The following is a 25919-nucleotide window of genomic DNA, read 5'->3' on the forward strand; positions in this document are numbered from 1 at the left end:
ACCTCCCTGCGTGCCGAAGGGGCCGCGGCCGCCCGCTGGCTGCCGATCGCCCAGGTGTACGCCGGCCCGCCACGCGGCGGAAGGCCGGGCGAAGGGGACATGTAGGGGCACCCCCAGTGCGTCGACTGCTGGAACTACTCGAAACGACTCTAAAACAATAGAGTAGTTTCGAGTAGCTTCCAGTACTTGCCCTCTCGCGTCGGTCGCGCCTGACAGACTGTGCACATGTCCTCGCTTGTCCGGGCTCTGGCGGTCCAGCGCCTCCTGCGGGAGGACTCCACCGTGCGCATGCTCAGGATGGACACCCTGCCCCTGCTGTCAGGTGTCCTCGCCGAGCACCTTGGCGCGCCCAATGCGAAGATCCCCACCCAGGACCTGCACGAGGCCGTCGACGCCGAGCTGGACTCCCTGCGCACCCACCTCGACCTCTCAGACCGCACGGCCAAGGCCTATTGCGACGACTGGCGCCAGGCCGGCCTGATCCTGCGCCGCCCGGCCTCCGACGCCCGCGCCGAGACCTATGAACTCACCCCCGAGGCGCGCCACGGACTGCGGATCATCGAGGAGCTCATCGCGCCGCTGGCGTCGGCCACGGAATCCCGGCTCGTGTCACTGACCGGTGCCCTGCACCAGCTGGCCATCGCCACGGACCCGGACGTCGGCTCCCGGCTGGAGGCGCTGCAGGCCGAACGAGACGCCCTGGATGAACGCATCCGCCGGGTCCAGTCCGGCGAGACCGACGTGCTGGATGCCCGCCGGGCGTTGGAGCGGGTCGGGGACATCCTGACCCAGGCGGCCGATCTACCCACCGACTTCGCCCGCGTCCGTGCCCGCTTCGAGGAGCTCAACCATGAACTGCGGGTCAACATCCTGACCGGGGACGATCTGCCCGGTGGCGTGCTGGACGAGGTGTTCCGCGGCGTGGACCTGATCGAGTCCTCGGACGAGGGCCAGACCTTCGCGGCCTTCTCCCGGCTGGTGCGGGACCCGGAAGTCTCGGAGTCCTTCGAGGCCGATCTGCGTGCCATCCTGGACCGGGACTTCGCCCGCAGCCTGTCCCCCTCCTCCCGCACCGCGCTACGCGGGCTCGTGCGCACCCTCAAGGACGGCTCCCGGACGGTGCAGGACTCCCTGGCCGAGTTCGCTCGCGGGCTGCGCGGCTACGTCCTGTCCCTCGAGTACCAACAGGACCGGCAGCTGCGACTCACGCTGCAGGACGCCCTCGCCGCCGCCGTCCCGGCTCTGGCCTCCACACGCCCCTATCACCCATCCGGCCTGGTCCTGGAGATGACCGGCATCCAGCTGGCCTCGGTCGGCGAGGTCGCCCTCCATGACCCCTCGGAGTACGACGCCGGCCCGGTCCTGGACGACGCGCCGGTCGCGGTCGTGGACGTGGAGACGCTGCGGGCCATCGCCCGGCAGACCGAGATCGACTTCGCCGAGCTCGAGGACAACATCCACGCCGTCCTGACCGGGATCACCGCCGAGCAGCTGTCCGCCGGGGTCTCCGTGGCCGAGGTCCTGGAGGCCTTCCCTGCGAGCCAGGGGGTGGCGAGCGTGGTCGGGCTGCTCTCCCTGGCCGCCCGCCACGGAACCGTGGACGCCGGTAGCACCGACCTTGTCAGCTGGGACGGCGAAGACGGCCACCCCCGCCACGCCCGCGTAGTGCGCCACGCCTTCACGGGAAGGATCAGATCCTGATGACCGATAATCCCACAGAGACCACAGCCCCCGTCGAACCCGCCGACGGAACGGATGACTCCGCGGCTGAGGAGGATCCGGCAGCGATCGGGGGCGCTACCGCACCTGACCCGTCCCGCCCGATCCTGTGGTCCGGTGACACCGGCACCCTGGGTGAGGGCTCACGTCGCGCCCTGCTGGACCTACTCAAGGGCCCCTACATCTCCGGTGCACGCAAGCCCCAGCTGTGGCAGGCACTGGTCGCCGACGAGGACGCACTCCGATCGCGGCTACACGACCTGTTCCTGGACTTGGTGATCGACCATGCCGAGGAGTTCGCCTTCACCCGTAAGGTCACCACGGACGATCTGCAGGTTCCGGCCGCCCTGCGCAGCGAGGCCCTGACCTTCCTGGACACCGCCATGCTGCTCGTCCTGCGCCAGCAGCTGCTGATGGCCGCCGGTGAGCGGCGGGTGATCGCCGGCCAGACGGAGGTCTTCGAGCAGCTCTCCGTGTACCGGCAGGGCGATGAGTCCACGTGGGCCCGCCGGCTCAACAGCTCGTGGACCAAGATGCTCAACAAGTTCAATGTCCTGCATACCGTGGACGAGGGCCGGGCGGAGATCTCCCCGGTGCTGAAGATGATGGTGGACCACGACCAGGCGCGCGCCTTCGCCGAGCTCTACCGGACCCTGGCCCCCACCGACACCGTCGAACCTGACGATCCGGACACCAACGAGTCCGCCGCCGAGGAGACCCCATGACCGCGCAACGGACTCTGGACTTCGGCCTGGGCACGACCGCGGAGACCTCGGCCCAGTGGCGGTTGAGGGAGGTCCAGCTGGCCAACTGGGGCACCCTGGACGGCAGCATCTACCGGCTGGACGTGGCCCGGAAGGGGCACCTGATCACCGGTCCCTCCGGCTCCGGCAAGTCCTCCATCCTGGACGCGATCGCCGCGGTGCTCACCCCGGACCAGTGGCTGCGCTTCAACCAGGCCGCCCAGGGCGGTTCCGGCAAGACGCCCACGCGCAACCTCATGTCCTACTTGCGCGGGGCGTGGACCCGAACGCAGGACGAGGCCGAGGACCGGGTGGTCTCCGCCTATCTGCGACCCCGGGCCACGTGGAGCGGCATCATCCTGCGCTACGAGTCCGGGACCGGCAAGACGGTGTCCCTGTGCCGCGTGTTCTTCCTCCGCGGCACCGCGACCACGAGGGCGGACATGCGGGACCTGTGCCTGTTGGAGCACTCGGCGGTGGACCTGTCCGAACTGCAGCCCTTCGTGGCGCAGGGCATCCAGACCCGCAAGGTCCAGTCGGCCTGGCCGAGCGCCGTGGTCACCACGAACACCGCGCACGGACCCTTCTACGCGCGGCTGCGATCCGTGTTCGGCATCCGCGATGCCGCGGCCCTGCAACTGCTGCACCGGACCCAGTCCGCCAAGGGACTGGACTCCCTGGACCAGCTCTTCCGCCACCACATGCTCGAACGCCCGGCGACCTTCGCCCTGGCCGAGAAAGCCGTCGAGGAGTTCGGCGCCCTGCGCACCGCCTACGAACGGGTGGTGGACCTGCGCCGCCAGCGGGACCACCTCGAAGGGCTCCGAGCCGCGGCCACCGACTATGACGCGGCACAGTCCCAGGCCTCCCGCCTGCGGGAACTGCAGGACGCCGTGCACCCGTACCAGCGGATCCGCCAGCTCGAGCTGGTCCAGGACGAGCTCCACGACCTCCACGAATCTCTCCATGGCCTGCGGTCCGCCCACGAGCAGGCCGAGGCCGTCCACGCGCAGGCCCGCCAGGCCCACACGGACGCGCAACTGACCCTGCACCAGGTCGGCGGCTCCCGCGTCACGGACCTGCAGCGCCAGCGGGAGGAGCTGCGGACTCAACTGAAGGAGGTCCACGGCCGCTGGGAGCTGCTGCAGGCCCGCCTCGGACGCGCCGGGATCGCCACGGCACCAGCCACGGCGGCAGAGTTCGCCGAGCTGCTCAGCGAGATCGAGAAGGACCTCGAGGCGCCGGCGGCAGACCTCGGGCCCACGCACGAGCAGAACAAGGCCGCCTTCGAGACCCAGGACCGGCTGCGCCGGATCGACGCTGACATCACCGCCCTGCGTCGCGGTTCCAGCGCCGTCCCGTCCCTGCTGCTGGGCGTCCGGGAGCGACTGTCGGACCAGCTCGGGGTGCCCACCTCCGCCTTGCCGTTCGCCGCGGAGCTGCTCGAGGTGCACACCGGCCAGGAGCAGTGGACGGGGGCGATCGAGCGGGTCCTCTCGCCGCTGTCCCTGACCCTGCTGGTCCCGGCCGGCCTCCTGCGCCAAACCCGGAGCTGGATCGACGGCCACCACCTCGGCCTGCGACTGCGCTACGAGGAGGTCACCGGCACCACCGAGGCGGTCCGCCCGGCCCGTTCGGAGGCCTCGCTGGTCCATAAGATCGCCGTCCGGCCGGGCGAGTTCCACGACTGGTTACAGTCCCGGCTGTCCTCCCGGTTCGACTACGCCTGTGTGGACACGGCCGCCGAACTGGACGACCATGTCCGCGCCGTCACCCTGGCCGGCCAGGTGAAGTCCTGGGCCACCAGCTATGAGAAGAACGACCGCCACCGCCTCGACGACCGCTCCCGCTGGGTGCTCGGCGATCCAGCGGCCAAGCTTGAGGCCCTGCTGGAGTCCCGGCACCTGGTGGAGGCCGAGCACGCCGAGGCGAGCGCCGCCGTCGAGCAGGCCCAGCATGCGGCGAACCGCGAGCGCGACCGACGCACGGCCCTGCAGTCCGTGCGGGAGACCCCCTGGAAGGACGTGGACCACTGGACGGTCTCCCGGGCCACGGAAGCGGTCGAGGACCAGCTGCGGCAACTCACCGACGGTGACATCGGTTTGCAGGCGGCCACGGACCGCGAGCGGGCCGCCGCGTCCGCGGAGGATGAGGCGCAGACGGCGGCCCAGCAGGCGCGGCTGGACCTGGACCGGGCCGAGACGGACGAGTCCCGGCTAGGCGCCGAGCGGGACGAGCTGCTGGCACTCGGAGCAGGGACCCAGAGGGTGCCCGAACCTCTCGTCGTCGAGCTGGCCACCCGCTTCCGGAAGGTGCGGCGCAAGCTGACTCGGGTGTCCCTGCCGGAGACCACGCAGACGGTCCTGCGGGAGATCGGCCGGGAGCTGGATGCCACGCGGTCGGCCTCCGACCGTGCGGCCACGCGCTGCACCATGCTGACCACCGAGTTTTCCCAGGTCTGGCCCTCCGTGGCGGCGGACGCCACGCCGGGGGTGGAGGACCGCGGCTCCTATCTGGAGATCCTGGACCGGATCATTAGCCAGGGACTGCCCGAACACGAGTCCCGGTTCCAGCAGTTGCTGCACGAACGCTCCTCCACCCTCATCGGGGAACTCTCCAGCGAGATCCGCTCGGCCCCGGGCGAGATCGAGAACCGGGTGGAGCCCATCAACGCCTCCCTGGCCCGTTCCCCCTTCGACGAAGGACGGTTCCTGCGGCTGCGGGTGAAGACCCGGCGCTCGGAGACCGTGCGGGCCTTCATGGCGGACCTGGCCGCCGTCGCCGAGCACTCCTGGGCCGCGGAGGATCTGTCCGCCGCCGAGACCCGGTACCGGCGGCTGGCCGCGATCATGGACCGCTTCGCCTCCTCCGAGCACGCTGACCGGACCTGGCGGCAGGCCTGCCTGGACACCCGTGAGCACGTCACGTTCCTGGCGGACGAGGTCGACGTCCACGGCACGGCCCACGCCACGTACGATTCCGGGGCGGCCATGTCCGGCGGTCAGCAGCAGAAGCTCGTGATCTTCTGCCTGGCGGCCGCCTTGCGCTACCAGCTGGCGTCCCCGGACGACCCGCTCCCCGCCTACGGGACCGCGATCCTGGACGAGGCCTTCGACAAGGCCGATGTGCGCTACACCCGGATGGCCATGGACGTGTTCGTGGAGTTCGGCTTCCAGATGGTGCTGGCCACCCCGCAGAAGCTGCTGCAGACCATCGAGCCCTATGTCGGTGGGATCACCACCGTGGAGAATCCGAGCCGGCGGCTCACCCGGTTGGCCGATGTCACCTGGGAGTCCGGGGGCAGTGCGGGTTCCGGGGGCCCGGCGTGAGCCCGGCCCCCATGGTCTCCCCCGAGGCGGCCCGGTCTGAGGCCCGACGCCGGCTCCTCGCCTCCCACCGGCGGTGGACCCTGGACGGGTGGTCACCGCCGGTCTGGTCCCTGTCCCTGCGTCCCCCGACCGAGCGAGAGGTCCTCGCCGACTCCGCGGCCGCCGAGGCCTGGGTCCGCGGCTGGGCCGGGCGCTCCCTGCCGGCGGACATCAGCCTAGACTGGGAGGACCGGACCTGGCGCAGCGTCGGCACCCAACGGGTCCCCGTGCGGCTGGTGGCGCAGTCTCCGGAGGACCTGGCCGGATTCGTCGGCGGCCCGGAGGCCCTGGAGCGCCGCACCTTCGCCGAACGGGTGGCGCGGATCCACACGCTGGAGGACGCCGCCGTCGGGAATCCGGGGTTGACACCGGTCCTGCGCCGGCACGCGGACCGCCTCACGAGTCTGTCCGAGACACAGTTCGAACGGTTGGTCGACGTGGCCGAATGGCTCGGCACTCGGAGGGTCACCGGCCTGCGCCCCCGCCAGCTGCCCATCCGTGGCGTCGACTCCAAGTGGTTCTCCGCTCATCGGACCCTCCTGACCGCGCTGCACTCGGTGCTTTACGGTGAGCGGGCCGGCGTCGGGCTCGGGATCGTGGACGCCGATCCGAGGGTCCGCCTGCGGATCCTGGACCCTTCCCTGCGCCCCGCTGGCCTCGAGGACCTGCAGGTTCCCATGGCACAGGCCGCTGGACTGGGGTTGCACCCCGCACGGGTCCTCATCGTGGAGAACCAGGAGACGTTGCTGTGCCTGCCGGAGACACCCGGCGTGGTGGCCGTCTGGGGCCGGGGTTTCGACACGGCGGCCGCCGCCCTGCCGTGGCTGGTGGACGTGCCGATCACCTACTGGGGCGACCTGGACTCAAACGGCTTCGCCATCCTGCACCGGTACCGCTCACACCTGCCGCAGATCGAGAGCGTACTGATGGACGAGCCCACCCTGGAGTCCTTCGCGGACCTCTGGGTGCCCGAGCCGAAGCCGTTCCGCGGTGCAATGACCACCCTCACCCCCGCGGAGGCCCGGACGGTGGAGCGCCTGAGCGCTGAAGGCGACATGCGCTTGGAGCAGGAGCGCATTGACTGGGCGTACGCCCTGGACCGCCTGGCGCCACACCTGCAGTGACATCCTGCTGTGAGATCTTGAGGAGAAGGGGTTGCACATGGACCAGGAGACCATCCACGCTCGGGACGGGTTCAAGCTCGCAGTCCAGACCCGAGGCCTGACGTCGGCGCCGGCCTTGGTGCTGCTGCCCGGCCAGGCGAACTCGCACCACTGGTGGGACCGGGTGCGTCCCGGCTACGCGGAGGCGTTCCGGACGGTGACCTTCGACTACCGCGGCACCGGCGGCAGCCGCGGGGAACTGGGTGACTGGACCACCGCTCTCTTCGCCGAGGACGCCATCGAGGTCCTGGACCACCTCGGCATCGGTTCCGCGGCCGTGTTCGGTACCTCCATGGGCGGCCGGGTGGCGCAGATGCTCGCCGCGCATCACCCTGGACGGGTCTCCGCCCTGGTGCTGGCCTGCACCTCCCCCGGCGGAGAACATGCCCGGGAACGCAAGGCGGAGACCCGGCGCTGGCTGGCCCGCGGCACCCGCGAGGAACAGCAGGCCAAGCTGCACGAGCTCTTCTACACCCCGGACTGGCCGGGGACGCCCGCGCAGAGCACCCTGCTCGGCGATCCCACCATGAGCCCCCGCGAGCAGGTGGGGCACCGCCGGGCCAGCGACCGCCACGATGCCTGGGACGCCCTGCCGTCGATCGCGGCGCCCACCCTGGTGCTGCACGGGACCGAGGACCTGATGGTCCCCACCGAGAACGCGGCCCTGATCGCGGACCGGATTCCCGACGCGCGGATGCGCCTCGTCCCGGGCGAGCGCCACGGCTTCTTCGAGGAGCTGGAGGACCAGGTGACGCCGGAGATCCTGGGGTTCCTGGCCGACGTCGGACATTGAGCCGCCGGTCACACTGCAGACGGTAGACTGCTCCTGACCATCCGGTGACCGCTGACGGTCAGTCGTCTGCCGAGCGAACGAGGACTACGCCCATGTCGCTGCGAGAACGCCAGCGTGCTACTCGACGAAACACCATCCTGACCGTCGCCGAGGAACTCTTCCGGGAACGCGGCTTCGATTCGGTGACGACCCGTGCCATTGCCGAGGCCGCGGAGATCGGTGAGGCCACCCTCTTCCGCTATTTCGGGACCAAGTCAGAAATCTTCTTCGCCGCCATCGGTGCCCGGGTGATCGCCACCATCGACGGACTGCTGGAGCAGGACGCCGAGTACGTCGCAGCGCACCCGGATCTCACGGCCGATGACTACGTGGAACGCGCTCTGAGCACCTACCGCGCCCGGGCCCGTGCCTTTACGGAGGACCCCACCAACATCCTGACTTTCGCCCTGTTGGGCCTGGACCCGGACCCCGCCCTGCACACGGTTCCGATCGGTCAGGGCGACCGTGTGGTCACCCTGGTCCGGGGGCTCATCGAGAACGGCCAGCAGCGGGGCAAGCTCAATCCGGACGTCTCGGCACGGGACATCGCCGCTAACCTCAACGGGACCTACATCCACGAGATGGCCCGCGGTACCTCACGGAACCTGCCCCCCGCCGGCTTCGAGGAGCGGTTGGTGGACCGCCTGAGGGTCCAGTTGGCCGTGTTGCTCTACCGCTCCACGCCGGACTGAACACCCAGTGCTGCGGGCGGCCTTCTGGGGGCCCAGTCAGGTGGTGTCCGGTCAGGCGGCAGACTCGTCGAACAGAATGATCTGCCGCAGCGCCTTGCCGCTGGAGAGATCATCCATCGCCTGGTTGATGTCCTCCAGACGGATGCGGTGGCTGATCAGCTTCTCCACCGGCAGCCTTCCCTCCCGCCACCACTGCTCGTAGCGGGGGATGTCCACCTTCGGCACGGAAGACCCCAGGTAAGAGCCCACAACGGAACGTGCCTCGGCGGTGATGGTCAGCGGGGAGATCGTGGACATCGCATCCGGCGCGGGCAGACCGGCGGTCACGGTCCTACCGCCCACCGCCGTGGCCTGGAAGGCGGTCTCGAAGGCCCGTGCATGGCCCACGCACTCGATGACCCGGTCCGCGCGGATACCCTGCTCCGCCACCTCCGTGGAGGTGTAGGCCTCATGTGCACCCAGACTCAGAGCCAGGTCCAGCTTCTCCTGGGACATGTCCACCGCGATGATGCGCCGGGTGCCGCGGGCCACTGCCGCCAGCAGGGCCGCCATGCCCACCCCGCCCAGGCCCACGATCATCACCGAGTGCCGGTCCTCCGGTGCGGCGGCGTTGATCAGGGCCCCGCCGCCGGTGAGCACCGCGCAACCGAGCACCGCAGCCACATCGGCCGGGACGTCGTCGCCCACGGGGACAATGCTGGCCTCATCCACCACAGAGTGCGTGGCGAACCCGGAGACGCCCAGATGGTGGTTGACGTCCTCCCCCTCACGGGAGAGGTGGCGCGAGCCGGTCAACAGGGTCCCCTGCTCATTGCTCCGGCTGCCGGTCGTGCAGGGCAGACGCCCACCCTCGGCGCAGTTGTCACAGGACTCGCAGCGCGGCAGGAAGGTCATCACCACGCGCTGGCCCACCAGGCCCTCAGAGGTCTCGGCCCCGGCAGCCACAACGATCCCGGACGCCTCATGGCCCAAGAGCATGGGCAGGGGCCGCTTCCGGTTGCCGTTGACCACGGAGAGGTCCGAGTGGCACACACCGGCGGCCTCCATTCGGACCAGGACCTCTGTGGGGCCTGGTTCGGACAGGGACAGCCGCTGGATCTCCAACGGCTGCGAGTCCGCGTACGGCTGCTGCTTGCCGTCATCTTGCAGAACGGCCCCGAAAATCTCCATGTCTTCCCTTCCGATAGAACGGGGACCGGTGTGCGTTCCGGTCCCCACGTCCCTGCGATCCAACCACGCCCAAGCCCACCTGGCCATGTTCGTGATCACTATCAATCCCGCTAAGGTGTGTGCGTGATGCACAGTAAGCGCGCAGACCCGGCGGCGGTCTTCCGGGAACTCATCGAGGCCGCCTCGGAGCTGTCCGGTATCCACGGCGAAGAGTCGGTACTGTCCTCGATCGTGCAACGTACCCGTCGGCTACTTGCGGCGGACATGTCCTACATCAGCTTCAATGACCCGGCCACCGGCGTGACCTTCATCCGGAAGTCAGACGGCGTGATGACCGCCGCATTCCGGACCCTGCAGGTGCCCCTCAATGCCGGCATCCTGGGTCAGGTGGCCACCGGAGAGGCCGCTTTCCAGACCCGTGACTACTTCAACGATCCGACTGTGCCACGCAAGGACGATATCGACGAGGTGGTCCGGGGCGAGGGCGTCATCTCAATCATGGGCGTCCCCCTGGTGGAATCCGGCCGAGTCCTCGGAGCCCTCATGGTGGCCGAACGCACCCACCGCACGTACAGTCCGCAGGACGTGGACCTCGTAGAGTCCTTCGGCCGCTATTCCGTGGTGGCACTGGCCAACGCCAGCCACATCACAGGGCTCAAGAACCACTCGGACACCCTGGAACACCGCCAGGCCGAGCTCTCCCAACGCTCGGCACAAATGCAGGAACTGCAGGAGGTCTCCAGTGCTCTACGTCAGCAGATGATGGACGAACCGAGCCTCCAACGCCTGTTGGACCTTCTGTCCTCCCACCTGGGCCTGCCCGTCAGCCTGGTGGACGACTCCGGTGAACTGACCTGGAGCACTCTCAGCACACCGGTCCCGAACCCCGACCCAACGACGGCGACGGCGACGGCGACGGACCAGTCCAGCATGGCATTGCCCCTGACTGACGCCACCATGGGCCGGGACCGCGGGCAGCTGATCGCCCACGGCCCCTGCACCGATCATCAGCGGGAGATCCTCAGGGTGGGTGGTTCCTACCTGACCATCGCCCTGAACATGGTGCGTGCCGATGAGGACGCCCAATTGAGGCGGCAGCAGGACGTCCTGGCTGACCTGTTGGGCGAAGCCCCCGTACCTCCGGAACGACTCGCACTGCGACTCCGACCCTGGAGACTGTCCTTGACCCAGCGGATATGGCTGGCAGTGGTCCGTAACCCGGATGGCACTGTGCCGGAGGCTCTGCTGCGGCGCCTCCCCCACACGGTCCTAGCCGGAACGGTGCAGGGTGAGTTCTGTCTGGTCGTCGATGACCAGCGATGGGCGCAGGGGGCCGGTCAGCTGGCGCAGGAGCACCGGTTGGTGATCGCGATCTCGGGCCCTTGGGAACTCGGAAAGGGCGTCCGCGCCGGATTCCAGCGGGCCCGTTCCCACCTGAATCTGATGGCCCTGATGGGCACCCGCGGGCTACAGGACAGCCACCGGGCGGACCTCGTCTACTCATTGGCGGCGTTGGCTCAGGACGGTGGAATCATCGAGGAGCTCTTCGCACCACTGGCCCCCGTGATCGCCCATGACCGCACCCGAAGAAGTCAGATGACCTATCTCGCGCTGACCTACTTCGAATGCGATCGACGCATCGATCTGACGGCGGAGACACTACACCTGCACCGCAATACGGTCCGGCAGCGGCTGGCCACCCTCACCAAGCTGTTAGGGACCGGCTGGGACCACATGCCCCGAGCTTTGGACCTGCACGTCAGCCTGCGCGCATGGGCCTCGCACGGGCGGCTGGCAGACGAGGTTCAGCGAGCAGAACGAACCCCGGAGATCTCGCTGTGACCCCGCTCTCATGTGTGTGATAGGTTACTATCGATCGACAGTACACACTCACGGACCCCAAAGCGGAGTCTCGTCGACACGGACCGTCCGGTTCCCCACGGGGTGACCACCGCCAAGGTGGCCATCCTAAAGACCGGGACCACGCCCGTGAGAACGTCAAAACTTTCACTAACGTGTTTTGAGTAAGGGAATCAACCAACATGAAGAATCGCAACCGAATCCTCTCGGTGTTCGCCGTCGCCGCTCTGGCGCTGACCGGATGCTCGGGTGGCGGAGAGTACCCGGACGGCAACGTGGAGATCATCGTCCCCAACGCAGCGGGCGGCTCCGTCGATACCACCACCCGCGCCTTCGCAGAAGCCATGTCTGAGGAACTGGACACGCAGTTCGTCGTGGTGAACCGTGATGGCGGCGGCCAGACCGTGGGCACCACCGAGGCCGCCAACGCCAACCCGGACGGCTACACCACCTACACCGCACCGGCCTCGGCCTTCGCCAGCCGTCCGCTGCTGGAGGAAGTCCAGTACTCGGCGGACGATTTCATCTCGATCGCCGCATTGGCCCACCAGCCCTACGTGATCGTCACGGACATCGACTCGGGGTACAAGACCCTCGAGGACCTTGCTGCAGCGGACGAGCGCGTCACCTACACCACGTTCGGCCGAGGCAACATGACCCACTTGGCCATGGGCAACACCCTGGACAGCATGGGCGTCGAGGGCGAGCCCGTCCCCTATGAGTCCGGCGCGGATGCCATCCAGGCCGTGACCTCCGGTCAGGTGGACATCGGCGTCGTGGACGTCAACATCGCCTCCGGCCAGATCGACTCCGGAACCGTCAACGCCCTGGCCGTGACCTCGGAAGAGCGCCACGAGTCCTACCCGGACGTCGTCTCCCTGGCTGAGACCGAGTGGCCCGAGGGCGCCGGCTTCATCTCCATGGTGGCTTGGGCCGTTCCGGCCGACACCCCAGAGGACGTCGTCAACACCCTGACGGAGGCTGCCCAGAACGCCTACAACAGCGACTCCTACCAGGAGTATGTGGAGTCCAACTACCTGATGGAGCCGGAGTACAACGGCACCGCCTGGTTCGAGGAGCTTATCCCGGAGCTCTCCGAGCGTTCCGCCGAGTCCTTCGAAAGGCTGGGCTTGGCCTCCGAGTGAGGTCGGCATCGATAGAGGAGGCGGGCCATGAGCTCAGTCGCATTTGAATCAAGCAGTACTGTCCCCTCCCCGGCCGCTACGTCGGCTGGGGAGGGAGGCCCCGGCGCACCCCGCCGCAACTGGATGGACCGTCATGGCCACCGCCTTGGACCGCTGTTGATCCTGGTCTGTGCGGTAGTTGTGATCGTCAATTCCCTGTCACTGCGCATCGGTAGCCTGGCCGAACCCGGGCCGGGGTTCTGGCCGATCGTGGCCGGCGTCGTGACCGCAGCCTTCGCCCTCGTGGAATTGATCGTGGGCAAAGAAGAAGTCGAGCACTTCACCCATCGCGGAGTCAGCCGTGTGCTCATCCTGATGGCCAGCCTGCTGTTGATTCCGATCACCTATGAGTACATCGGATTCATCATCCCCACCACGGTAGTGGTGTTCATCATGATGACGGCCCTGTCTAAGCAACGCTGGTGGGTCTCGCTCATCTCGGGCCTCGTGATGTCCGGAGTCGGCTACTACCTCTTTGCCGAGCTCCTCCAAGTCCGCCTGAACGCCTTCTAAACGAAGCCGCTCACCTGTCATCGTTCGCGCACCTCTAGTACGAACTTCTGAAAGGACGCCTTCACGGTGGATATTCTCGAAGGAATAGTGTCTGGCTTCGAAGTCGCGTTGTCTCCTGTCAACCTTCTCTTCGTCGCCATCGGCGTGCTCGTCGGAACCATCGTCGGCCTGTTGCCCGGGCTCGGGCCGACCGCCTCGCTGGCGCTCCTGCTCCCCCTGACCTTCTCCCTGGAGCCGGCCACAGCGATCATCATGCTGGCCGGCATTTACTACGGCACCATGTACGGTGGCCGCATCCCGGCCATCCTGCTGCGGTTACCCGGCGACTCCTCCAGTGTGATGACCACGCTGGACGGTTACCCGATGACCCAGCAGGGTCGGGCCGGGCCCGCCCTGGGCATCACCGCCATCGGCTCCTTCCTGGGCGGCACGGTGGCGATCATCGGCCTAACCTTCCTGGCCCCGGTGGTCGCCAACTTCGCCAGCTCGATCGGCGCACCCGAGATGTTCGCGCTGACCGTGGTCGGCGTCATGATGATCTCCCTGCTGGGCTCCGGCTCCACCTGGAAGGCGATCGCCATCGCCGGTCTGGGCATCCTGGTCTCCGTCGTCGGTCTCGATCCGATCGACGGCACCCAGCGTCTGACCTTCGGTTCGATCGAGCTCTCCGGCGGCATCGACATCGTGCCGATCGCCGTGGGCCTGTTCGGGCTGGGCGAGATCTTCCACAGCATGGAAACCGGCGCGCACGAGGCCCTGAAGAGCACCAAGCTCGGACGGATCCTGCCGACCAGGGTGGACTGGCTGCGCAGCCGCTTCGCCATCCTGCGTTCATCCATCCTCGGATTCTTCGTGGGTCTGATGCCCGGTGGCGGTGGAACCATCTCCTCCGTGCTGGCCTACGGCATGGAGAAGCGCATCTCCAAGCGGCCGAAGAAGTTCGGCAAGGGAGCCGTGGAAGGCCTGGCGGCCACCGAGACCGCGGACAATGCCTCCTCGAACTCCGCCTTCATCCCGCTGCTTACCCTGGGCATCCCGCCGAACGCCGTCCTGGCCGTGATCTACGGTGCACTGCTGCTGCAGAACATCACCCCGGGCCCGGAGCTCATCAACGAGGAGCCGGATGTGTTCTGGGGCGTGATCGCCTCGATGTACATCGGCAACGTCCTGCTGTTGATCCTGAATTTGCCGTTGATCGCGGCATTCGTGCAGATCCTCCGCATCCCGGGCTACGTCCTGAACCCGATCATCGTGGTCGTGGCCCTGCTGGGCGTCTACAGCGTAAACAACACCATGTTCGACGTCTACGTGGCCATCGTCTTCGGTGTGCTGGGCTACCTGCTCAAGAAGTGGCGCTTCGACCTCGGTCCCTTCATCCTCGGATTCATCCTGGGCCCGATCATGGAGGTGCAGTTCCGCCGAGCCATGCTGATGTCGGACGGCAGCCTGGGCATCTTCGTGGAGCGGCCGGTGTCCCTGGCCATGTTCATCGTCGTCGCGATCGCGATCAGTTTCACCGTGATCAACTTCCTGCGTTCCCGCCGGACCGGCCGTCAGACCGCCGGCTCCCGCGTGATGCATGCCGTCACGCACTCCGATGAGTATGCGGAGGAGGTCCGCGAGGACAGCCTGCTCGACGACGGCTCTGAGACCGAGCTCGAGGCGGGCACCGACAGCGCCGCGACCGGCGAACCCGCCGCCGGCGGGCCCGAGCGTATTCCATCAGGCACCGGCGCTAGCGAGGCGCGGCCGGATTCCCCAGAGAAACCGACGACGGCGGTCCGCAAGGCCCCACCGCCACTGGACCAGCAACAGTAGCGGGGAACCACCGTCCATTACCCCCCCCAAGGGCCTTCAGCGCACGCTCGCTGGAGGCCCTTGGGCGTATCAGACCTCCGGCGGCGGCGACCTCCGCATCGCCCACTCCGGCGCCGATGAGGGGTGGGTCACATCGAAATATGATAGTGTACTTCGTTAGAAGGCGCACTCTCACGAGTGCCTCAGTCCCACCCCTGCACAAGTGATAGGTGACGCGATGAGTGATGAGAGAACACCCCTGCATCCCCGAGCCGAGCTCGGCGAGCTGCCAGTGAACGGGACCGCGGTCCCTTTCCATGACACGGGTGAGCCGGGCGATTTCGGCAGCACGATCGTCCTCGTCCATGGCACCGGCGGTTCCACCGAGAGCCACTACCGCACCGTCTACCCCATGCTGGCAGCACGGCACCGGGTCATAGGCATCGATGTACAGCCCACTGATGACTCGACCATGGATGACCTAACGCAGCAGATCGAGGCCGTCATCACCCAGCGCGTTCCCGGAGCCCCCGTCCATCTGGTCGGCTACTCACTCGGTGCCGTGCTGACCGCGCGGATCGCCGGTCGCTCCCCGCAGCTAGTGCAGACCCTCACCCTGATCGCCGGCTGGATCAAGACAGACAAGCACCAGCGTCTGCGCAACACCATCTGGACCGCGCTGATGGAATCCGATGGCGGGCGGACACTGCAGGAGTTTCAGATTCTGATGGCCCACCACCCGCAGTTCCTCCGCACCCGTCCGGACGGTGACCTGGAGCGGCTGATCAGCAACCGCACCTTCCGTCCCGGGATCGCGGGGGAGATGCGGATCAATTTTGATGCAGACATCTCCCTGGAGATCGAGCAGATCTCTGCCCCTACCCTGGTCATCGGCTGTCTACAAGACCAAATGGTCCCCATCATGCACAGCTACCAACTCTTCGGCGGGATCCGGAACGCCCGCCTGGCCGAGGTGGATGCCGGCCACGCCGTGACCGTCGAGCGCCCGGCACAGGTCTTCATGCTGATCGACGACTTCGTGCGCGAGCCCGAGGCCGTGGCGGACGGCGAGATGATCCCCGCCCTGACGATCTAGCCCGCACCCAGACGCGGCGAACAACTGAATCCGGCCGCATCAGGCCATAAGGAGACGTGGAGACGGAAATGAACCAGAGTGCAACAGAACGCCGTACCGGAGTACTGATCATCGGAGCAGGCTTCGCCGGGCTCGGCCTGGGCGTTAAACTGCGCCGGCAGGGTCGCGAGGACTTCCTGATCTTGGAGCGCGGTCACACCGTGGGCGGCGCCTGGCGGGACAACACCTACCCGGGTGCCGAGTGCGATGTGCCTTCGCACCTATACTCGTTCTCGTTCAGCCTGAACCCGAACTGGACCAAGATGCACGCCCCGCAGGGCGAGATCCTCCAGTACATGGAGGACGTGGCCAAGCAGGAAGGCGTCCTGCCCCATGCCCGGTTCAACACCAATGTCGAGGAGATCCGCTGGGATGAACAGCGGAAGCTCTGGCAGGCCGAGACCAGCCAGGGCACCTATGAGGCCGAGGCGCTGATCATGGCCGTCGGCTACCTCTCCGATGCGAAGCTCCCCCACTTCGAAGGCATGGACAGCTTCCAGGGCGCGGTCTTCCACTCTGCCGAGTGGGAGCATGATGTGGATCTGGAAGGCAAACGGGTGGCCGTCATCGGTTCCGGAGCCAGCGCCATTCAGATCATCCCGGAGGTCGCCAAGACCGCTTCGAAGCTGGTCTCACTGCAGCGGTCCGCCGCCTATGTGACCCCGCGGCATGACCCGTACTACACCGGGGCCCAGAAGCGGATGTTCGCGCGCAAGCCCGAACTAATGGAGCAGGCCCGAGCGGATCTGTTCTGGGCCAATGAGGAGCGGTACGCCCAACGCCGCGGCACCGAGACTCTGATCGAGACCGTGACCCAGGCTGCCCTGAGCCACCTGCGTGCCCAGGTGGAGGATGAGGAGCTGCGCCGCCGACTCACCCCGGACTACACGATCGGCTGCAAGCGCATCCTGAAGTCCAACGACTACTTCCCCACCTTCCTGCGGGACAACGTGGTGTTGGCGGACGGCGGTGCCACCCGGGTCACCCCGACGGGGATCGTGGACGCCGGCGGCACAGAGCATGAAGTGGACGTCATCATCGCCGCCACAGGCTTCGAAGCCACGGACATCCCCATGGCATCGAAGACCTTCGGCCGAAACGGGATCTCCCTGCATGACCGCTGGGACCGCGGCATGGAGGCCTACAAGACCACAGCCGTCAGCGGCTTCCCCAACCTGTGGTTCATCAAGGGCCCGAACACTGGATTGGGACACAACTCGGCCATCTACATTGCCGAGGCCCAGATCGACTACGTGCTCGAGGCTCTGGAGCAGGTCCGGTCCGGTCAGGTGTTGGAGGTCCGTGCTGCGGAGCAGGAGACGTACATGCAGGAGCTGGAGAAGCTTAGCGAGGGTACGGTGTGGCTGTCCGGCGGTTGCGCCAGCTGGTATGTGGACCCCCGCAGCGGCCGTCTCACCACCCTGTGGCCTGACTTCTCCTTCACTTTCCGCGAGGTCAACACGCCCTTCGATGACACCGTCTATGACATCACGCAGAATTCCCACACCTCCCCAGCCGAGGAGCTGACCAACGCATGAGCGCAGCACCCACACCGGTCACCGTCGTCAGCGGTGCCGCCGGCGGAGTCGGCCGGGGCATCCTGGACGTCCTGCTGTCCACCGGTCACCGAGTGGTGGCCATGGACGCCAATGCCGAGCAGCTGACCCAGCTGGCCGAACAGCGCACGGAGCACCGTGACCGGTTGCTGACGGTACACGCAAGCGTCACCAGCGAGGAGGACTGGCAGGACCTGCTCCGTCAGACTCAGGAGACCTTCGGGCATAGCCCGACTGGTCTGGTGAACAATGCCGGCATCTCCCCCAAACACCGGGGCAAGCGACTGCCGGGTACCGAGACGCCGCTCGATGAGTGGAACGCCGTGCTGAATGTCAACCTCACGGGGGCGTTCCTCGGCATCAAGGTTCTGGCCCCGGCCATGACGGTAGCCCGATACGGGCGGATCGTGAACATCTCCTCCGTGGCCTCCCGCTTCGGCGGCAAGATGGGCGGGATCCACTACGCCGCTTCGAAGACAGGTCTGCTAGGCCTGACCCGAGCCTTCGCCCACGAGCTGGCCAGCGACGGCGTGACAGTCAACGCGGTCGCCCTGGGCCGGGTGGATGCAGGTATGGCCGGGCAGGTCGATGCCGCCTCCAACGCCGAGTACATGAAGCTGATCCCGATGGGCCGGTTCGCCAATATCACGGATGTCTCCCATGCGGTGACCTTCCTCATCGATGAGGACGCCTCCTTCATCACCGGGATGACCCTGGATGTCAATGGCGGGCAGCACATGCAGTAACGTCCACGGCCCAGCACTACCCGTGCCACAGCGCCACCGCCGAACCAGTAAACCTGACTCTCGAAGGACTCTCCACACACCATGTCAGCCCAGCTCAAACCGAACTCCGTAGTCCTCATCACCGGCGGCGCAAGTGGCATCGGACGGGCGGTGGCCGAACGCCTCGCCGCAGCCGGTCACACCATTGCCATTGTGGACCGTAACTCAGAACAGATCCGGGCCGTCATTGAGGTGTTGGGAGCCGACCACTCGGGGCACGAGGCGGATGTCGCCTCTCTGGATTCGCTGGAGCAGGCCGTCGAGCAGATTATGGCGCAGCACGGACAGATCGACGTGGTCATAGCCAACGCCGGCATCGGCAGTGCCTCCACCGTGCTAGCTTCCTCTGCGGAGGCGCTAGAACGGATCATCAGCATCAACCTGCTGGGCCAGATTAAGACGGTGAAGTCCGCCCTGGAGCAGGTGATCGCCCGTCGCGGGTTTATCATGTTCACCTGTTCCGCAGCGGTCCTGAAGAACACGGCCAAGTCCTCCGCCTACGCGGCGGCGAAGGCCGGCGTCGAGGCTTTTGCCGGGTCCCTCCGGCTGGAGGTGGAGCCGCATGGGGTGGATGTGGGTGTCTTCTACCCGGGCTGGACGAAGACCCCGATGGTCACCGGCGGTGCCGCCCGTCTGGCCGAAGGCGCGAAGATGCCCTGGCCTTTCAACCTCACCAGCACGGTTGAGGAGGTCGCGGACGCCTATGCTGCCGCCGTACAGCAGCGGGCCCGTTCTTCCTACTTCCCGACCGTGCTGCGCTGTGCCCACATCCTCAGACCGTTGTTCACCGGCCGCCGCTGGGATGTGCGCATGCGACAGCAGTCACGGGATCTGGTGGCCAGCCAGGAGGCCGGTCTGAACACGGGCGTGGACACCCCCCTGCGTTCATGAACGAGCAGTTCGTCCTACGCCAGCGTCCGGTCGGGCTGCCGAGTCGTGACCACCTGGAGTTGGTGCGATCTGCCCGGCCGGAACTGACGGTCCAGGACGAGCTCCTGCTGAGGACCCGCTATCTCTCCCTCGATCCCTACATGTATGGACGGATGGCGGCCACCCAGGCCTACGCAGCCCCCGTGGAGCTCGGTGAGGTGATCGTCGGGGAGGCCGTCTCCGAGGTCCTCGAATCCTCCTCCGGCCTCTATTCCCCCGGTGACCTCGTGACCTCCCGCGCCGGATGGCAGCGCTACAGCGTGGCCCCGGCCAACACCGTGAACCGCGTCCCGGACAACGGTTTGTCCCCGACGACGGCCCTGGGCGTCCTGGGGATGCCCGGCTTCACCGCCTACGCCGCTATGACGGCCTTCGGCCGGCCCACGGCTGGGGAGACCGTGGCCGTGGCAGCGGCCACCGGGCCCGTGGGGTCCATGGCCGGGCAGTTGGCCCGCCTGGCCGGTGCCCGCGTGATCGGCGTCGCCGGCGGGGAGCAGAAGAGGAATCTACTGCTCGAATGGGGCTTCGACGTGGCCCTGGACCATCGTTCCCCTTACTTCTCGGCACGGCTGCAGGCGGCCGCCCCGGAGGGGATCGATGTGTACCTGGAGAGCGTTGGCGGTGCCGTGTGGCAGGCAGTCCTGCCCCTGCTGAACGCCCATGCCCGGGTCCCAGTGATCGGCTTGGTGTCCAACTACAACGGCACCTCCGAACCCGCACCGGCTGGCCTCGGTGAGCGAATCATGCGGACGGTGCTGCAGAAGCGGCTCAGCCTTCAGGGCTTTGTGGTGGGCGAGTTCCCCCCGGAGCTGTGGCAACGATTCCATGCCGAGCTCACGGGCTGGGTGAAAGACGGGTCGATCAGGTACCAGGAACACCTCCTGGATGATTTCACCCGGGCACCGGAGATCTTCGTGGACATGCTGCGCGGAAACAATCTCGGCAAGACCATAGTCCGTGTCTAACGAACCGATGCGCCCGGGCACGGTGGCCTTCCTGACCATGCTCACCCTGACCATGGTGGCCACCATGGCCGGGACCATGCTCAACGCTCCCCTGCCGGACATCCAGGCCGAGTTCGGCGCCACCGATGCGCAGGTGATCCTGCCGGTGGCCGCATTCACGGTCATGATGGTCATCTTTGCCCCGCTGGCGGGTTGGCTCTGTGACCGGGCCGGCCCGGCACGGGCCCTGCTGGCCAGCATCTCGGTGATGGCTCTCACGCAGCTCATCGCGGCCTCCTCGTCCAGTCTCGAGATGCTCATCGTAATGCGGGCCCTCAGCGGTGCTGCCTGCTCCACTTTCCCGCCCGGGGTCCAGCGGGGGCTGGTCATCCTCTGGCCGGAGCGGGCCCAGGCCTCCCTGGCCGCGTGGGCATCCTCCATCGGCCTGGGCATGGCCGTGGGACCGGCCGTGGGTGGCCTGGTGACCGAGCTTTTGGGCTGGCGGTGGATCTTCGTGTTTCACTCGGCCGTCTGCCTTCTGCTGGCGATCATCGTGCTCCTGGTGGTTCCCACCATGCCGGGACGAAAGGCCCCGCTGCACGGGCTGGGAATGACTGTGCTGATGGCCACCATGGGGGCGGTCATCATCACGATCACCCTGATCGGCCAGCGCGCCGGAGCGGCGTCGGAGCTCGTCGTGGGGGTCTTAGCCGCCGTCGGCATGGTGGTCATTTTCCGGCTCGCAGCCCGGGATCCGGTACGCCTCTTCGAACCCCGGTCGCTGTTGGAGAAGCGCTATCTTCGCGGCACCGTGGTGGCCGGGGTGGCGCAGTTCGTGCTCGGGACCTTCCTGATCTGTCTGCCGCTCTATCTGGGTGAGATGGGGTTGACCGCCGGGACCATCGGCGTGCTGCTGTTCTCCATGGCCCTGTCCATGATGCTCTCCGGGGGCCTGAACTCCTGGTTCGCTGCCCGCTCCTCACCCCGGCTGACCATGCAGCTGGGGTTGGTCCTGCTGGTGCTGACTCCCCTTCTGCTGAGCGCGTGGTTGGTCACCGCCGAGGTGACCTCTCCGGCGGGGCTCGCAGTCGTCGTCGTGCTTCTGCTGCTGACCGGCACTGGCATCAACGCTGCCCAGAGCGTCTCCGCCTTCGCTATCTCCCGTTCCCGAGCGGCCCAGAACTCCCTGGTGTTCGGCATCCACAACACCATGCGTTTCCTAGGCATGGGCAGTGGCTATGCCTGGGCGGCGCTCATGCTGCCGGTGGCGGACCCGCTGGGCGTCTTCGCCGGCGCCGCCGCCATGGCCGCCATCGCCATACTGGTGGTCATCATCGGTGGGCCGCCCGCGCCGCTGGTCTAGGAGGAAGCCGAAGCGGCCTGAACTCCCCGCCGGCACCCGGCCCGCGGCGCGCGATGGCGGCGGACTCGATCATTCACGGCATTGTTGACGGCCTGTTAACCGATCGCGGGCATCATGAGCCGTGTTGACCAACCGACAACGGTTCCAGCTACTCCTCCTGGTCTTCATACTGGGAGCCTTCGGCTCCTCGAACGTCACCCTGATCCAGGGTGCCGGTGAGACCGCCCGGATCGTGTTCGGCACCGCCGGCGCCCTCGGAATCATCCCCCGGCCATGACTGCCGCAGACCGGGACGAACGCGTCTACGGCCTCGATCAGCGCGGACTGGCCACCATCCGCTCCACCGGGTGCGTGGGCCCCAACCGCATCTTCGAGGTCACCACGGAGTCCCAGGATGTGGACGGCAGCGGCGCCCTGCAGATCCGGCTGCGCGTGGAGGTCGCCGCCTCCTCCACCAAACGCTTCTCCACCAGCACGACGGCAGCCATCACCATCACGGACGTCCCCCGCTACCAGCCCCGTCAACACCGGGCGGTGCGTTATATGCCCGAGTACCCCGGAGTGGTGGTGGAGGAACGATCCCCGGACGCCGCCGCCCGCCCCGCCCTGGAGACCACCATCTGCCTGGAGAACCGCCACCTGCCGGAACACACCGGAATGATGCCCCAGCTGACCCCGACCCCGGCAAGGCCACCGCCTCGGTGCTGGTGCTGCTGCTGGGAGCCACCGCCGGCTACGGAGCAGTGATGCTCTTCGACCCGAACTGGTAAACGTTTCTCCCCGAACCCCTGTCTATCCAGAACCCCCGACCCAACGCAGAGTGAGCCCATGAGCTTCGTCCCGGTCCCGTCCCACCACACCCTCGCCGACTCCTGGCAGCGCCCCTACTGGCGAATCCTGCAGGGCCCGGTCAAGGGCACCACCTGGTCCGTGAGCGTGAGCGGCACCGCCACCACCACACCCACAGTGGTGCCCCGAGCAAGAGCCGCAGCACCCAGCGGGCCCATGACTCTGCCGATGCCGCCGGCTCTTCGCCGAGAAGGAGGCCCTCAAGCAACTGCGCAAGGGCCTGGTCGCCGGGCCAGCGACCGCCACGACGCCTGGGACGCCCTGCCCTCGATCGCCGCGCCCACCCTGGTGCTGCACGGGACCGAGGACCTGATGGTCCCCACCGAGAACGCGGCTCTGATCGCGGACCGGATCCCCGACGCGCGGATGCGCCTCGTCCCGGGCGGGCGCCACGGCTTCTTCGAGGAGCTGGAGGACCAGGTGACGCCGGAGATCCTGGGGTTCCTGGCCGACGTCGTGCCCTCGGGTTCCTGAACCCGCCACCTGCGACCAGCCGACTCGTCTGCGCTAGCTGCGCTCCGCCCGCAGCTGGCGCTTGAGCAGCTTGCCGGACTGGTTGCGCGGCAGCTCGGCCACGAAGTCCACGCGCTTGGGCACCTTGAAGTCCGCGATCCGGGACTTCACGTGGGCACGGACGCTCTCGGCCGTCAGCTCCGCGCCCTCCTTGAGCACGACGACGGCCGTCACCGCCTCGATCCAGCGCTCGTCCGGCAGCCCCACCACGGCCACCTCGGCCACCTGGTCGAGTTCGTAGATGCAGTCCTCCACCTCGCGCGGGGCCACGAGCACGCCGCCGGAGTTGATGACGTCCTTGATCCGATCCACGATCTGCAGGTAACCCTGTTCGTCCCGGGTCGCCTGGTCCCCGGACTTGAACCAGCCATCCACAAAGGCCTCCTCGGTGGCCTCCGGCTTGTTCCAGTACCCGCTCATCAGCTGCGGGGACCGGTACTGCACCTCGCCGGGCTCACCCGGGCCGGCCAGCGCCCCCTCGGCCGTCACCACGCGAAGCTGCACGGACAGCAGCGGCCGTCCGCAGGAGGCCGGCCGGGCGTGATGCTCCTCGGGGCGCAGCACCGTGCACAGCGGCGCCATCTCGGACTGGCCGAAGCAGTTGTAGAACCCGATCCTCGGGTACCGTTCGCGCAAGCGCTGCAGCACGGTCACCGGCATGATCGAGGCGCCGTACTGGGCCTTGGCCAGCGAGGACAGGTCCCGGGTGTCCAGGTCCGGGTGGTTGCTCAGCGGCACCCACACCGTCGGCGCCAGGAACAGGGAGCCGATGTGCTCGGCCTCCACGAGCCGCAGCGTCTCCGGCACGTCCGGCTTCGCCAGCAGCCGGATGGTGGCCCCGAGGGAGAGGTACGGCATCAGGAACACATGCATCGCCGCCGAGTGGTACAGCGGCATGCACACCAGCGGCCGGTCCTCCTCGGTCATGTCCAGCGCGATGATCGTGGCCCCGTACTCGGCGATCAGCGCCCGGTGGGACATCATCGCGCCCTTGGGCGCGGACGTCGTGCCGGAGGTGTACAGCAGCTGGGCCAGGTCCTCGTCGCCCACCGGCAGCTCCAGCGCCGCGTCCGGGGCCGAGTCGTCCAGCGCCGTGGTGAGCAGCGCCGTGGTTCCGGACGCTGGGTGCCGCGCGCCGCCGTCGTGCCCCTCCGCCTGGCCCTCCTCCAGGAAAGGCCACACCTGCCCGACGCCGGCCGCCCGCCCCTGGTCTCGGACCTCGCCGACGCGCGGCAACAGGGCGGGGTCCGCCACCAACAGCTCGGCACCGGAGTCCTCCAGGAGGTAGGCGAGCTCGTCGCCCTTGAGCGCGAAGTTGACCGGGACGTGCACGTACCCGGCGGTGGCGCAGGCCAGGAACAGGATCACGTAGGCGTCCGAGTTCAGCCCGTAGGCGGCCACCCGGGCCCCGTCCGCCAGCCCCGCTCCCCGGAGCCGGCGGGCCACCCGGTGCACCGCCCGCTCCAGCTCCCCGTACGTCCACTCGCGGTCCTCGAAGCGCAGCGCGGTGTTCTGCGCGTTGCGGGAGGCCGTGCGGGCGAGCAGGGCGCCGAGGGTGTTGGCCCCGGCCTGGGCGATGGTGGCGTCCGTGGTGGTCATGCTCAGAGCCTCTCGATGATGGTGACGTTGGCCTGGCCGCCGCCCTCGCACATGGTCTGCAGGCCGTAGCGGCCGCCGGTGCGCTCGAGCTCGTGCAGCAACGAGGTCATCAGGCGGGCGCCGGTCGCACCGATCGGGTGGCCCAGGGCGATCGCCCCGCCGTTGACGTTGACCTTCTCCGGGTCCGCGCCGGTCTCCTGCAACCAGGCGAGCACGACGCCGGCGAAGGCCTCGTTGATCTCGATCAGGTCGATCTCGTCCAGGGTCATCCCCGCCTTCTGCAGGGCGTACTTCGTGGCGGGGATGGGGGCGGAGAGCATCATCACGGGATCGGCGCCGCGGGCGGAGAGGTGGTGGATGCGGGCGCGGGGCGTGAGGCTGAACCGCTCCACCGCGTCCGGCGAGGCGATCAAAAGGGCGGCGGCGGCGTCGGACATCTGGGAGGCCGAGGCCGCGGTGTGCGCCCCGCCGGGCAGGATCGGGTCCAGGGAGCGGATCTTCTCCAGGTCCGGCTCGCGCGGCCCCTCATCTGCGGTCACGGATTCGGCGCCGGGGACCGGGATGATCTCCCGATCGAAGCGGCCCGCGGCCCGGGCGGCCAGCGCGCGCTGCTGGCTGGTGACGGCGTACTCCTCGAGTTGGTCCCGGGTGAAGCCCCACTGCTCCACCATCATCTCCACCCCGCGGAACTGGGAGATCTCCTGATCGCCGTAGCGCTCCGTCCAGGATGCGGAGCCGGTGAAGGGGTCCTTGAAGCCGAGCTCCCGGGCCGCCTGATTCGAGAAGGACAGGGGGATGGCCGACATCGACTGCACGCCGCCGGCCACGACCAGGTCGGACGTGCCGGACATGACCGCCTGCGCCGCGTAGTGGATGGCCTGCTGCCCGGAGCCGCACTGGCGTTCCACGGTGGTGCCCGGCACCGACTCGGAGCCGCCGGCCGCCAGCCAGGCGCTGCGGGCGATGTCCATGGCCTGCGGACCCACCTGGTCGATGCAGCCCAGGATCACCTCGTCGTAGAGCTCCGTGTGCACGCCCGCGCGGGTGATGATCTCGCGGATCGGAGCCGCGGCCAGGTCCAGCGGATGCACGTGGGACAGGCCCTTGCCGCGGCGCCCCACGGGGGTGCGGACGGCATCGACGATGTAGGCCTCGGTCATGGTGGTCCTCTCGGAACTGCTGCTGGAGATCGGAAGAACGAACT

General features: G+C 67.9%; 22 protein-coding genes. 19 read left to right on the forward strand and 3 right to left on the reverse strand.

The features are described 5' to 3' along the window. Window positions 1–225: 225 nt before the first annotated feature. From RE421_RS01400 to RE421_RS01425, 6 genes are all read left to right on the forward strand, one after another. Window positions 226–1701: a DUF3375 domain-containing protein gene (locus RE421_RS01400; protein ID WP_309813099.1), complete on the forward strand. Its 1476-nt coding sequence runs from the start codon at window positions 226–228 to the stop codon at window positions 1699–1701. Continuing rightward, complete coding sequence (locus RE421_RS01405) at window positions 1701–2444, forward strand: DUF4194 domain-containing protein (protein WP_309813102.1); 744 nt, start codon at window positions 1701–1703, stop codon at window positions 2442–2444. Before RE421_RS01400 ends, RE421_RS01405 begins: the two co-directional genes overlap by 1 nt. Next, complete coding sequence (locus RE421_RS01410) at window positions 2441–5791, forward strand: ATP-binding protein (RefSeq protein WP_309813105.1); 3351 nt, start codon at window positions 2441–2443, stop codon at window positions 5789–5791. The genes RE421_RS01405 and RE421_RS01410 overlap by 4 nt, the downstream gene beginning before the upstream one ends. Next, window positions 5788–6954 (forward strand): Wadjet anti-phage system protein JetD domain-containing protein, encoded by a 1167-nt coding sequence (locus tag RE421_RS01415; protein ID WP_309813107.1) that lies wholly within the window; start codon window positions 5788–5790, stop codon window positions 6952–6954. Before RE421_RS01410 ends, RE421_RS01415 begins: the two co-directional genes overlap by 4 nt. A gap of 37 nt (window positions 6955–6991) precedes the next feature. Continuing rightward, window positions 6992–7786 carry an alpha/beta fold hydrolase gene (locus RE421_RS01420; protein ID WP_309813110.1) on the forward strand — a complete coding sequence of 265 codons (795 nt, stop codon included), beginning with the start codon at window positions 6992–6994 and terminating at the stop codon, window positions 7784–7786. A 92-nt stretch (window positions 7787–7878) separates the two neighbouring features. Continuing rightward, window positions 7879–8517 carry a helix-turn-helix domain-containing protein gene (locus RE421_RS01425; RefSeq protein ID WP_309813113.1) on the forward strand — a complete coding sequence of 213 codons (639 nt, stop codon included), beginning with the start codon at window positions 7879–7881 and terminating at the stop codon, window positions 8515–8517. Between the two features lie 51 nt (window positions 8518–8568). On the opposite strand, the gene RE421_RS01430 is transcribed toward RE421_RS01425, so the two are convergent. Then, window positions 8569–9687, reverse strand: coding sequence for a zinc-binding dehydrogenase (locus RE421_RS01430; protein WP_309813116.1), 1119 nt, complete (start codon window positions 9685–9687; stop codon window positions 8569–8571). Window positions 9688–9813: 126 nt separating this feature from the next. Here RE421_RS01430 and RE421_RS01435 point away from each other — a divergent pair, with 126 nt between their 5' ends. From RE421_RS01435 to RE421_RS01495, 13 genes are all read left to right on the forward strand, one after another. After that, window positions 9814–11529 (forward strand): helix-turn-helix domain-containing protein, encoded by a 1716-nt coding sequence (locus tag RE421_RS01435; RefSeq protein WP_309817017.1) that lies wholly within the window; start codon window positions 9814–9816, stop codon window positions 11527–11529. A gap of 200 nt (window positions 11530–11729) precedes the next feature. Continuing rightward, a complete protein-coding gene (locus RE421_RS01440) occupies window positions 11730–12692 on the forward strand; it encodes a tripartite tricarboxylate transporter substrate binding protein (RefSeq protein ID WP_309813119.1) in 963 nt (320 codons plus the stop codon). Between the two features lie 27 nt (window positions 12693–12719). Beyond that, window positions 12720–13244: a tripartite tricarboxylate transporter TctB family protein gene (locus RE421_RS01445; protein ID WP_309813122.1), complete on the forward strand. Its 525-nt coding sequence runs from the start codon at window positions 12720–12722 to the stop codon at window positions 13242–13244. Between the two features lie 87 nt (window positions 13245–13331). Next, entirely contained in the window at window positions 13332–15062 is a 1731-nt protein-coding gene (locus tag RE421_RS01450; RefSeq protein WP_309813127.1) for a tripartite tricarboxylate transporter permease, read from the forward strand. Between the two features lie 217 nt (window positions 15063–15279). Continuing rightward, entirely contained in the window at window positions 15280–16137 is an 858-nt protein-coding gene (locus RE421_RS01455) for an alpha/beta hydrolase (protein ID WP_309813129.1), read from the forward strand. 68 nt (window positions 16138–16205) lie between these two features. Beyond that, entirely contained in the window at window positions 16206–17714 is a 1509-nt protein-coding gene (locus RE421_RS01460) for an NAD(P)/FAD-dependent oxidoreductase (protein WP_309813132.1), read from the forward strand. Next, window positions 17711–18478, forward strand: coding sequence for an SDR family NAD(P)-dependent oxidoreductase (locus RE421_RS01465; RefSeq protein ID WP_309813135.1), 768 nt, complete (start codon window positions 17711–17713; stop codon window positions 18476–18478). The genes RE421_RS01460 and RE421_RS01465 overlap by 4 nt, the downstream gene beginning before the upstream one ends. A gap of 81 nt (window positions 18479–18559) precedes the next feature. Beyond that, on the forward strand, window positions 18560–19408 hold the full coding sequence (locus RE421_RS01470; RefSeq protein WP_309813137.1) for an SDR family NAD(P)-dependent oxidoreductase: 849 nt from the start codon (window positions 18560–18562) through the stop codon (window positions 19406–19408). Then, the gene (locus tag RE421_RS01475) at window positions 19405–20412 is read left to right on the forward strand and encodes an NADP-dependent oxidoreductase (protein WP_309813139.1); all 1008 of its coding nucleotides are present in this window, start codon (window positions 19405–19407) and stop codon (window positions 20410–20412) included. Before RE421_RS01470 ends, RE421_RS01475 begins: the two co-directional genes overlap by 4 nt. Further along, the gene (locus tag RE421_RS01480; RefSeq protein WP_309813142.1) at window positions 20405–21754 is read left to right on the forward strand and encodes an MFS transporter; all 1350 of its coding nucleotides are present in this window, start codon (window positions 20405–20407) and stop codon (window positions 21752–21754) included. The genes RE421_RS01475 and RE421_RS01480 overlap by 8 nt, the downstream gene beginning before the upstream one ends. 124 nt (window positions 21755–21878) lie before the next feature. Next, window positions 21879–22031 carry a hypothetical protein gene (locus RE421_RS01485; RefSeq protein WP_309813145.1) on the forward strand — a complete coding sequence of 51 codons (153 nt, stop codon included), beginning with the start codon at window positions 21879–21881 and terminating at the stop codon, window positions 22029–22031. Further along, a complete protein-coding gene (locus tag RE421_RS01490) occupies window positions 22028–22501 on the forward strand; it encodes a hypothetical protein (RefSeq protein WP_309813147.1) in 474 nt (157 codons plus the stop codon). Before RE421_RS01485 ends, RE421_RS01490 begins: the two co-directional genes overlap by 4 nt. An 81-nt stretch (window positions 22502–22582) precedes the next feature. Then, window positions 22583–23077 (forward strand): alpha/beta hydrolase, encoded by a 495-nt coding sequence (locus RE421_RS01495; protein WP_309813150.1) that lies wholly within the window; start codon window positions 22583–22585, stop codon window positions 23075–23077. Between the two features lie 33 nt (window positions 23078–23110). Here the strand turns inward: RE421_RS01495 and RE421_RS01500 are convergent, their stop codons facing one another. Further along, window positions 23111–24715 (reverse strand): fatty acyl-CoA synthetase, encoded by a 1605-nt coding sequence (locus RE421_RS01500; RefSeq protein WP_309813153.1) that lies wholly within the window; start codon window positions 24713–24715, stop codon window positions 23111–23113. 2 nt (window positions 24716–24717) lie between these two features. Then, complete coding sequence (locus RE421_RS01505) at window positions 24718–25875, reverse strand: acetyl-CoA C-acetyltransferase (protein WP_309813156.1); 1158 nt, start codon at window positions 25873–25875, stop codon at window positions 24718–24720. Between the last annotated feature and the right edge of the window lie 44 nt (window positions 25876–25919).

It is taken from the genome of Citricoccus sp. I39-566, from assembly GCF_031432995.1.
In the GTDB taxonomy this organism is placed as follows: Bacteria; Actinomycetota; Actinomycetes; order Actinomycetales; family Micrococcaceae; genus Citricoccus; species Citricoccus nitrophenolicus_A.